Source organism: Roseisolibacter sp. H3M3-2 (assembly GCF_029211165.1).
Lineage (GTDB): Bacteria > Gemmatimonadota > Gemmatimonadetes > Gemmatimonadales > Gemmatimonadaceae > Roseisolibacter.
Map to the genome: position 1 here is coordinate 1 of NZ_JARGEK010000158.1, position 10,276 is coordinate 10,276.

Below are 10,276 nucleotides of genomic sequence, written 5' to 3' on the forward strand. Positions count from 1 at the left end.
GTCGCGGCGCGCCTTGGCCGCGGTGTCGCCGGCGGCCGGCGCGTTCGGGTTGTTGCCGGTGTTCGACGCGACGCGGGCCGCGGGGCGCGCCTCGCGCTTGCCGCCCTTGTCGTCGGCGGCCAGGCGCGCCTTGGCCGAGTCGCCCGCCGCCGGCGCGGCGCCCGGGCGGGCGCGCGGCGCGGGGGGCGTCGACGGGATCGTGTCGGTCGCGCCGTGCTTCTTGAGCAGCCGCATCGCGTCGACGTCGAGGGCGTAGGCCGCGCGCCAGAACGGCGTCGTCCCGTCGATCACCTCGAGGCCGCAGTTGAACGAGCCGCAGTTGTTGTACGCGAACCACCACGGCTGCTTGCCGAGGCGCGCGTTCGGGTCGGCCTTGGCCTTGAGCATCGCCTCGACCAGGTCGAGGTAGCCCGTCTTCTGCGTCGCGACCGCCTGCGGCTGCGGGTAGCGCGAGCGCGGCGCCCACTGCGCGTTCAGCACCGCGTACAGCGGCGACATCCCGTACGTGGTCGTGATGTTCGGGTCCGCCCCGCGCTCGACGAGCGCCAGCGCCACGTCGTACTGCCCGTTGACCGCCGCGACCATGAGCGGCGTCATGCGGTCGACGTACGTGGTGTCGTTGATCGCCTTCGGGTTCGCCTCGGCGATCGCGATCGCGGCGGCCACGCTCCCCTGGCGGGCGGCGTGGTGCAGCGCGGTCAGCCCGCCCACGCTCCCGACCTGCTTGGCGTAGCCGGCGACGCCGCCGTTGGCGGTGTCGACCTGCTCGCGCACCGAGTCCGTCTTGACCGCGGCCGGCGCCAGGAACACGGCGCGGCCGGAGTCGATGGCGGCCTGGATCTGCTCGGGGGTGAACGGCCCGCGGGGCTGGCGCGCCGGCATGCGCGACGCGAACTGCAGCATCAGCGCGGCGTTGCCGTTGTTGACCAGGTTCCCCGGGTCGCCGCCGCCGGCGGCGGGGGTCGCGGCGGCGCGCTGCTGCGCCTGCAGCTGCGTCAGCTGCGCCTTGGCCGCGTCGACCGCGCGCTTGTGGTCGGCGTCGGCCGAGTCGCGGCGCGCCTTCGGCTCGAAGCCGATGAGGATCGAGTCGCGCTTCTTGGTGGCCGACTGCACGCGCGCGGCCTGCTCGGTGAGGTTCACCACGCGGGTGCGCACCGACACGTCGGCGCCCGCCTTGACCAGGGCGGCGGCGGCGGCGCCGCGGTCGCGCTCGGCCGCGAAGATCAGCGGCGTCTGCCCCCACTGCGACTCCTTCGCGTTGGGGTCGGCGCCCTTCTCGAGCAGCGCGCGCACGACGTCGGGGTTGCCGGCGGTGGCGGCCATGTGCAGCGCCGTGGCGCCGCTCGTGGTCGTCGCCTTGGCGTCGGCGCCGGCGGCGAGGATCGCGCGCACGACGGCGGGGTTCCCGGCGCGGGCGGCGATGTGCAGCGGCGTGTAGTCGCCGATGCGCGTGCGCCCCTCCACCGGGGCCTTGGCCGCCAGCAGCGCGGCGACCATGGCCGAGTCGCCGCGGTCGGCGGCCCAGTGGAGCGCGGTCATCCCGTCGCCCTGGGCCGCGTCGGCCGCGGCGCCGCGCGCCAGGAGCGCGCGCCCGGCGGCCGCGTCGCCGTTCTGGGCGGCGTCGGCGACGGCGGTGAGGGCGAGCGCGGGGCGCGCCCCCGCCGGCACCGCCGCGGGGCGGGTGGCGGCGGGGACGGTGACCTTGCGCCCCCGGTCGGCCCCCTGGGCGGCCAGCGCCGCCGGGGCCAGGACGAGTGCAGCGAGTGGCGCGAGCTGGCGGACGTGCTTCAAGCCGACCTCCGGGGCCGTGGATCGCGGTCTGTTCGGACTCAGCGCTGCTGCGCGGCGGCCGGCGCGCTGCCGGACGGCGCGGAGAGCGCGAGCTCGCCCGTGCTGTCGCCGAAGCTCGCCATGTCCGTCGCGCCGAAGCCGTGCAGCAGCGACAGGAAGGCGTTCGCCATCGGCGTCCCGTCGGGGGCCTTCACGTGCAGCCCGCCCTCGAGGATCCCGTTGCCGTGGCCGAGCATGATCAGCGGGCAGCGGCGGTGGTTGTGGATGTTGCCGTCCGCCATCGGCGAGCCGTAGATGATCGCCGTCTGGTCGAGCAGGTTGCCGCCGTCGTCCTGGCTCTCCTTCAGCTTCTCCAGGAAGTACGGGATCATGCTGACGTGGTAGCGGTTGATCTTGTTGTAGTCCAGGATCGCCGCCTCGCGCCCGCCGTGGTGCGACGCCGGGTGGAACGTCTTGTCGGTGCCGCTCTCGGGGAACTGGCGCGTCGAGGCGTCGCGGCTCGTCTTGAACGTCGTCACGCGCGTCATGTCCGACTGGAACGCCAGCACCTGCACGTCGAACATCAGCTTCATGTGCTCGGCGAACGAGTCCGGCACGCCGATCGGCGCCTCGGGGAGCTCGCGCGCGTCGCCGCTCGAGTTCTTCGCCTCGACCGCCTGGATGCGCCGCTCCAGCTCGCGCACGTCGGTGAGGTACTTGTCGAGGCGCTGGCGGTCGCCGGCGCCGAGCTCGCGCTTCAGCCCCGAGACCTCGCCGACGATCCAGTCGAGGATGCTCTTGTTCGCCTGGCGGCGCGTCGCGCGGTCGGCGTGGTTGGCGCCGGCGCCGAACAGCAGGTCGAACGCCACGCGCGGGTCGCGGATCATCGGCAGCGGCTCGGTCGGGCCGGCCCAGCTGACGGTGTCCGTGTACGCGCAGGCGTAGTTGTACTCGCACCCGCCGCCGCGGTCGAGGTCCTCGATGCACAGCTGCATCGACGGGAGCGGCGTCTCCTTGCCGAAGCGGCGCGCCACGATCTGGTCGATGGACGTGCCGACGAAGACGTCGGAGCCCTGCGTCTGCTTCGGGTGCGACTGCGTGAGGAACACCGCGCTCGACCGGAAGTGGTCGCCGCCGATCTCCGGCCCCTCGAACGCCTCGGCCATGCGGACGTCGGTGTTGCTGACGACCGTCAGGTACTTCTTCCAGGCCTCCAGCGGCGCCAGCGCGCCGTCGGGGTTGAGCGTGAAGTCGCGCCCCACGCCGGCCGGCGCCCAGAGGTGCTTGGACGCCCCCCAGGTGTTCGACCCGGCCACGCCGTGCACGGTCTCCATGCACACGAAGCGGGTCTTCTTGGCCGCCGCCGCCGCGCGCCCCGCGCGCGAGTAGCCGCGGAACGCCGGCTCCATGGCGTCGAGATAGGGGAGCGCGACGGCGGCGCCCATGCCCTGGAGGAAGGTGCGGCGGGACAGCGCCTTGCCGGTAGCGAAGTGCATCGCGGAATCCTCCAGGGGTCTTAGCGGGAGTCGTCGTCGGCCACCGCGGCCGCCGGGGCGGCCTCGGCGCGGCGCATCCGGAACGCGGGGCTGGTCACCACCCCGGTCACGAACGAGGAGAAGCGGTACCCGTTCGCGGCCGCGGACCGGGTGATCTGCCGGACCGTCGTCTGGTCCGGATCCTCGACGCGACGGCCGAGGGCGTACGTCAGCAGGTTCTCGGTGAACGCGCGGGCGATCGGGATCGGCCGCTTGAGGAGCGCTCGCGAGAGCTGTGCCGGGCTGGTCACGGGGGTGCCGTCGTACAGCTCCCCGCGGGTGTCGAGCGGCATCGCGTTCTCGCGATAGCGCCAGCGGCCCGTCACGTCGTAGTTGTCCAGCGCCAGCCCCAGCGGGTCGATGTACTGGTGGCAGGTGTTGCAGGTCGGGTTCTTCCGGTGCTCCTCCATCCGCTCGCGGGTCGTCAGCTGCTTGCCGCCGATCCCGGCCTTCGTCTCCTCGAGCGACGGGATGTTCGGCGGCGGCGGCGGCGGCGGGACGGCCAGCACGACCTCCATCACCCACTTGCCCCGCAGCACCGGCGAGGTGCGCGTCGCCACCGACGTCTGCAGCAGCACCGAGCCGTGGCCGAAGATCCCGCGGCGCGTCGAGTCGGGGTACGACACCTTCCGGAAGTGGTCGCCGGACACGTCGGGGATCCCGTAGTGCCGCGCCAGCTTCTCGTTCACGAACGTGTAGTCCGCCGTCAGCAGCTCCAGCACCGGGCGGTCGCGCTGCACGATGTCGGTGAACAGCAGCTCCGTCTCGCGCTTCATCGCCTGCGCGAGCTGGTCGTCGAAGTCCGGGTACCAGTAGACGTCCGGGCGGACCTTGTCGACGTCCTGCAGCCGCAGCCACTGCGCCGCGAAGCGCGACGCGAGCGCCTCCGACCGCGAGTCGGCGAGCATGCGCTTGACCTCGGCGCTCATCACGGCCGGCTGCGACAGCGTCTTGTTCGCCGCCAGGCGCAGCAGGCGGTCGTCCGGGATCGTCCCCCAGAGGAAGAACGACAGGCGCGACGCCAGCTCGTAGTCGGTGATGCGGTAGTCGTGGCCGAGCGCGACCGTGCGCGGCGTCTGCTCGAAGCGGAAGATGAAGCGCGGGCTGGCGAGCATCGCCTGCAGCGCGACCTTCACCCCCTCCTCGAACCCGCCCTTCTTGGCGCCCTTGTCGTAGAACGACAGGAGGCCGGCGCGGTCCGACGCCGACAGCGGGCGGCGGTAGGCGCGGGTGCCGAGCTTGTCGATGATCTGCGTCGCGCAGGCGCGCGCCGGCAGCGTGGCCGACGGGCGGCACGAGAAGACGAGCTTCCGCGACGGGGTCTCCGACACGCCGGCCGACTTCTCGGGGCCGAGCACGCCCATGTCGAAGATGTGCGGGGGCATCGTCGTCCCCTCGGTCGCGCTGCCGTTCGACACCTGCGACCAGTCGGGCGGCTTGATCAGGTCCTCGTACGGCCCCTCGGCGCGGCGCACGAACGCCACCGAGATCTTGTGCGGGCCGGCCTTCACGGGGAGCAGCGCCGTCTTGTACAGGTCGATCCCGAGCGGGACCGTCTGCATCGCGATCGACTTGTTCACGCCCGGCTCGTACTTGAGCCGCGCGACCTGCTGCCCGTCGATCGAGACGTCGATGTCCTCGAGGTGCATCATCATCCCGCCGCCGACGTTGAAGCGGATCTCGTAGAGACCGTCGGCGGGGAAGACGTGCTCGGCGACGATGCCGCCGCGCGTGCCGTACGGCGCCCCCTCGACGCGGTCCCAGGGGTGCTGGGAGGCGTAGGGGGAGACGCGGTAGGTCGACAGCGTGGCCGGGGCCGCCGAGTCGCCGACGGCGAGCTTGGAGACGGCCGTGGCGGCGTTGAGGTACGACTCGAGCAGCGTCGGCGACAGCATCTGGGCCGCGGCGACGTTGTCGAAGTTCGCGCTCTTGGTGTCGAGCGGGAGGTAGTCCCCCGCGTTGACCTTGATGCCGAGGAGGTCGCGGATCGCCCGCTCGTACTCGGCGCGGTTGAGGCGCTGGAACGTGTTGGCGCCGGGGTTCACCCGCCCGCCGCGGTCCAGGCGCCGCTCGATCGCCTCGGCCACCAGGCGGAGCGTGTCGCCGCCGGGGCGCGGGCGCCCGGGGAGCGGCATCATCTCCGTGCGGAGCTTGCGGATCATCTTCTCCGCCTTGTGCCGCATGGTGTCCGCGGTCGCGATGTCGAAGCCCTCGATGTCGAGGTTGCCCATCAGCATCCCCGCCGAATGGCAGTCGATGCAGTAGGCGTCCACGACGTCGTTGAGCGTCGCGATGTCGCGATCGGCGTTGGCGGCCGGCTTGCGGCGGGCCCGGCGGGGGGCCTTCGCCGCGTCGGACGCGGGACGGGAAGCGTGGGCCCCTCGGACGGCCGGATTGGAGGCGAGCGCACGGGGGAGCCCGTCGTTCGCCTCGAGTCCGACCTTGAAGGACACCACCGCCGTCAGGGTGGCGACGGCCAAGAACGCGCCTTTCATCCGAACCGGCCTCCGGTTCTCGCGGGCGGGTGCGACGCGGGCCAACAGCGGCCCGCGTCGTCGTGCTTTACCAATTCGTACGGCCCCCGTACTTCGTTGAACGGGCGCCACCGTATCGGCCACGGTGTATCGTCCGGCCCGGACCGGGGTACGGCAAGTGTTCCGCTCCCGGCCGGGCCGTGGAGCGTTTACGCGCCGGTAGCGATTTCGTTGCCCTGGCCGTAAACACCGTGTCCCCACCCACCGGAGTACGGTTCATGAAGCACGTCCGCCTCGCCGCGTTGGCGGCCGCCGTCCTGCCCGCCGCCCTCTCGGCCCAGGCCCCCGCCCCGGCCGCCGCCAAGGGCACGTCCCTGCGCTACCTGGTCGCCCCCACCGGCAACGAGGCCCGCTACCGCGTCCGCGAGCAGCTCGTCGGCAAGGATCTCCCCAACGACGTGATCGGCGTCACCAAGGACGTCACCGGCCAGCTCGTGGTCCAGCCCGACGGCAAGGTGGTCAGCGGCTCCAAGATCAGCGTGAAGGTGGCCTCGCTGGCGTCCGACCAGACCCGCCGCGACAACTACCTGCGCCGCCGCACGCTCGAGACCGACAAGTACCCGACCGTCGACGTCGTCCCCACGACCTTCACGGGGATCTCCTCCCCGATCCCGGCCGGCCAGTCGCGCGACTTCTCGCTGACGGCCAACATGACGATCCACGGCGTCACCCGTCCCACCACCTGGCAGGTGACGGCCCGTGCCGAGGGGAAGGACGTCGTCGGGACCGCCAAGACGTCGTTCACCTTCAAGGATTTCAGCCTCGAGCAGCCGAAGGTGCCGATCGTCCTCAGCGTGGCCGACACGGTGCGGCTGGAGTACGACTTCCGGTTCACGCAGCAGCCGTGAGGACCCGGAAGGGCGAGCTCGGATAGAGCGAACTCGGGTACTGCGAACTCGGGTACTGCGAACTCAGGTACTGCGAACTCGGGTGGAGCGAGATCGGATAGCACGAGGAATATCCTCGTCAGATCCGGCCTCGCTCCACCCGAGTTCGTTTCACCCGAGTTCGCCCTATCCGAGCTCGCCCCTTCCGGGATATCGGTAGAGCTCCGCCGCCGCCCCGAAGAACTCCACCTCCCGCTCCCGCTCCGCCCCGAACGAGCGGGCCACGGCGATCGACCGGGCGTTTCCCGGCCGGATGACGCTGTAGATGGGGTCGCGGTGGAGGACGTCGCGGGCATAGGCGAGGGAGACGGCAGCGCCCTCGCGGGCGTAGCCCTTCCCCCAGGCGGGGCGGGCGAGGGTGTAGGCGACCTCGAAGCCCGGCCACCCCTCGGGCTCGAAGCAGCCGATGCGGCCGACGAAGGCGCCGGTGGCCTTCTCCTCGACCGCCCAGACGCCGAACCCCCGGAGCTGCCAGTGCCCGGCGAAGAACGCCATCTGGCGCCAGGCGTCGGCGCGCGACAGCGGGCGGCCGTCGGCGAGGAAGCGCATGACGTCGGGGTCGGCCACCATCGCCGCGTAGGCGTCGAAGTCCGACGGGCGGTACTCGCGGAGGAGCAGCCGCTCGGTCTCGAGCCGGGGGATCTCCATCAGGCGGCCGCGCCCGTCTTCCCGCCGACGTGCGCCCACAGGGCGCGCTCGACCATGGCGGGGGTCCACCCCTCCCCCAGCCGTCCCGCCCGCTCGCGCAGCGCCGCGGCATACCTGCCGTAGTAGCCGAGAGTCCAGGCGACCGCCCCCAGGGTCGGGACCTGGGCGGCGACGAGCTCGTCGAAGAAGGGGTAGACGTCCGGCCGGTGGGCCGCCGCGGCCGCCGACGCGGTGGCGGGGCCGACGCCGGCGAGCGTCGCCAGGATCTTGATCGGCGCGGTCGGGTGCGGCGCCTGCGCCAGCGCGGTCGCGCTCGTCTCGGCGACCGCGTCGGCGGCGTTCCCCTTCACCAGCACCAGGTTCGGCGCCCGCCAGACGCCGCGCGCCATCTTCCACTCGGTGAGGCGGACCAGCTCGTCGTGCGTGAGCTGCGGCGTGGGGCGGGCCGCGATCGCCTTCGGGAGGTCGGCGTGGTACCAGCGGTCGAGCCCGGGAAGGCGCTCGACCGCCTGCCGGGCGACGACGGCGTCGTAGCGGTCGAGGGCGGCGCGCCAGGCGTCGGGGGCGTCGGTGCCCCAGAGGTCGGCGGCCGCCACTCAGGCGCCCCGGTCGGGGGCGTCCGGCCGGTGCCGCGGCGCGTCCGGGTGCTCCCCCGGCGTCCCCGGGTGGAGCGGCGAGAACGCCGGCGGGTCGCTGGCGGGGAAGCTCTCCTCGGACGCCTCGTCGAGCCGGGCGTCATCGGGCGGGGGCGGCTCCCGGCGGGGAGCGGGCGGGGTCGGGTTGGCGTCGCGCATGGTGCCCACGCTACCGCCGCGCGCCCGGCGCCACCACCACCGGCGAGTAGCCCACCCCGTCCGACCACACCCCGGTCGGCGCCGTGGCCACGATCGCCCCGCGCGCCAGGTCGACCGTCGCCACCCGGTTGCGCCCCTGCAGCGTCACGAACGCCCACCGCGAGTCGCGCGAGATCGCCACCCCCTCGGGCGACGCCGACCCCGGCACCTCGGCGGTCGCGACCAGCGAGTCGGCGGGGACGGCGATCGTGTGCCGCACCTTCCGGTCGCCCGCCGACACCACGCGGATCTCGGCGCGCACCGGGTCGCTGATCACCGCCGTGCGCCCGTCGGGGCTCACCGCGATGCGGTACGGCATCCCGAAGCCGCGCAGCGTGTCGACCGCGACGCCGCGCGCGACGTCGAGCACCAGCACCGTGCTGTCGCGGTTGGAGCCGACCCACACGTGGCGCCCGTCGGGGCTCACCGCGATCCCCTCCGGCTGCCGCCCCACGGGGATCGCGCGCGCCGAGTCGGCGCCGAACGTCGTGAACGCCGAGACCGTCCCCTCGGGGATGTTGGCCGTGAAGACGCGGTCCCCGCGCGCCGGGATCGCGAGCATGTGCGAGCCGCGCCCGCCGGTGGGGCGCGTCGCCACCACGCGCCCGTCGCGCGCGTCGACCACCGCCACCGCGCGCTGCGCCTCGGCGGTCACGGCGAGCAGCGTGTCACCCGGGAGGAACGCCGCGCCGTGCGGGCGCTCGAGCCCCGCCAGCGTGAGCGTGCGCGCGACGCGCGCGCCCGGGACGTCGATGACGGTGATCGTGCTCCCCGGCTTCCCGCGCACGCCGTAGTTGGTGACGACCGCGGTGCGCCCGTCGTGCGACACGGCCACCTCGTGCGGCCCCTCGCCGGTGGGGAGCGTCGCGAGCACGCGCCCGGTCGCGGCGTCGAGCAGCGTCGCGGTGTGGTCGTTCATGTTGCTGACGACGAGCGTCCCCGTGGGGCGCTGCGCGGCGAGCGGGGTCGCCAGCAGCGCGGCGAGGACGAGCGGGCGCGGAAGCATCGACGGGCGGTGGAGGTGGGGAGGCACGGCGGACGGCTCAGGGACGCGCCCCGTAGCCCCGCGCCATCGCGGTGGCGGCGACGACGATGAGCACGAGCAGCACCGTCTGGACGTCGCTGGTGGCGGCGAGCGAGCGCCCGACTGGCGCCAGCGTGGCGGGGTCGGCGTCGCGTCCGGCACGCCGCCAGCGCGTGAGCGTGATCATCGGACGCAGCTCGAGCAGGAAGATCAGGACGAACAGCCCGAGCTTGGCGTGGAAGACCGGGTTGCTCCAGTAGTAGCCCGAGCCCTTCTCGGTGCCGGCGAACACGCGCCACAGCCCGGTCGACAGCCAGAGCGCGGCGGCGATCCCCCACCACACGTCGGCGCGCAGCGCCCGCCCCAGGGCGTCGGGGACGCGCCCCAGCTCGCGCAGCGCCCGCGCTCGCCCGTGCACCGCCCCGAGCCCGATCCCGAGCGCCAGCAGGTGCGCGGCGGCGAGCGCGAGGCGCAGCATCATCGCGCCGCCGCCGCGATCGGGGCGCGCGGACGGGCGGGGGGCAGGGGGCGGCGCATGGGCGGGGAGGGTACGGCGGCGACGGGCGGCAGTCCAGATGCTTCCCCCCGGACCGCGGTCACCCGTCGGCCGCCGCCAGCGCCCGCGGCACCTCGGCGACCCCGTACGCCGACTCGGCGGCGCGGCGGCGCGCCAGCCGGTCGAGCGTCCAGCCGACCAGCTCCAGCAGCTGCCACCGCCGCATGCGCCGGCGGAGCGCCGCGTCGTCGCCCGGGGCGTAGTGCCGGAGCACGGCGTCCAGCAGGTCGGGGCCGAAGTCCTCGTCGACGTAGATCAGGTCGCGCGCCGGGTCGCCGAGGGCGAGGTCGCCGAAGTCGATGACGCCGGTGAGTCGCCCGGCCGCCGGGTCGTACAGCACGTGCCCCGGCGCGACGTCGCGGTGGACGAGCGCGGTGGCGGGGACGTCGTCCGCGTCGCCGTCCGCCCACCGCCCCAGCGCGGCGTCGAGCGCGGCGACGTCGGCGATGGCGAGGCGGGCACGCAGCGGCGCCAGCCCGGCGCGGAGGG

General features: G+C 73.9%; 10 protein-coding genes. 1 reads left to right on the forward strand and 9 read right to left on the reverse strand.

The genetic code is table 11. The features are described 5' to 3' along the window. From PYV61_RS13825 to PYV61_RS13835, 3 genes are all read right to left on the reverse strand, one after another. Nucleotides 1-1,791, reverse strand: a 1,791-nt coding sequence (locus PYV61_RS13825; RefSeq protein ID WP_275832494.1) for an ankyrin repeat domain-containing protein, incomplete at its 3' end; no start/stop codon positions are given. Nucleotides 1,792-1,829: 38 nt separating this feature from the next. After that, nucleotides 1,830-3,266, reverse strand: a complete 1,437-nt coding sequence (locus PYV61_RS13830) for a DUF1552 domain-containing protein (protein ID WP_275832496.1) — start codon at nucleotides 3,264-3,266, stop codon at nucleotides 1,830-1,832. A 20-nt stretch (nucleotides 3,267-3,286) separates the two neighbouring features. Next, nucleotides 3,287-5,800, reverse strand: a complete 2,514-nt coding sequence (locus tag PYV61_RS13835) for a DUF1592 domain-containing protein (protein WP_275832497.1) — start codon at nucleotides 5,798-5,800, stop codon at nucleotides 3,287-3,289. 257 nt (nucleotides 5,801-6,057) lie between these two features. On the opposite strand from PYV61_RS13835, the gene PYV61_RS13840 reads away from it, so the two are divergent. After that, the gene (locus PYV61_RS13840) at nucleotides 6,058-6,687 is read left to right on the forward strand and encodes a YceI family protein (protein ID WP_275832500.1); all 630 of its coding nucleotides are present in this window, start codon (nucleotides 6,058-6,060) and stop codon (nucleotides 6,685-6,687) included. Between the two features lie 165 nt (nucleotides 6,688-6,852). Here the strand turns inward: PYV61_RS13840 and PYV61_RS13845 are convergent, their stop codons facing one another. From PYV61_RS13845 to PYV61_RS13870, 6 genes are all read right to left on the reverse strand, one after another. Further along, nucleotides 6,853-7,374: a GNAT family N-acetyltransferase gene (locus tag PYV61_RS13845; protein WP_275832502.1), complete on the reverse strand. Its 522-nt coding sequence runs from the start codon at nucleotides 7,372-7,374 to the stop codon at nucleotides 6,853-6,855. Beyond that, complete coding sequence (locus tag PYV61_RS13850) at nucleotides 7,374-7,970, reverse strand: hypothetical protein (RefSeq protein ID WP_275832504.1); 597 nt, start codon at nucleotides 7,968-7,970, stop codon at nucleotides 7,374-7,376. The genes PYV61_RS13845 and PYV61_RS13850 overlap by 1 nt, the downstream gene beginning before the upstream one ends. Further along, nucleotides 7,971-8,168 (reverse strand): hypothetical protein, encoded by a 198-nt coding sequence (locus PYV61_RS13855; RefSeq protein ID WP_275832506.1) that lies wholly within the window; start codon nucleotides 8,166-8,168, stop codon nucleotides 7,971-7,973. Between the two features lie 10 nt (nucleotides 8,169-8,178). Continuing rightward, complete coding sequence (locus tag PYV61_RS13860; protein WP_275832508.1) at nucleotides 8,179-9,240, reverse strand: YncE family protein; 1,062 nt, start codon at nucleotides 9,238-9,240, stop codon at nucleotides 8,179-8,181. 10 nt (nucleotides 9,241-9,250) lie between these two features. Continuing rightward, complete coding sequence (locus PYV61_RS13865) at nucleotides 9,251-9,712, reverse strand: DUF2214 family protein (protein ID WP_275832510.1); 462 nt, start codon at nucleotides 9,710-9,712, stop codon at nucleotides 9,251-9,253. Between the two features lie 115 nt (nucleotides 9,713-9,827). Beyond that, nucleotides 9,828-10,276 (reverse strand): phosphotransferase (locus tag PYV61_RS13870; RefSeq protein ID WP_275832512.1); only part of this gene is annotated, 449 nt, incomplete at its 5' end.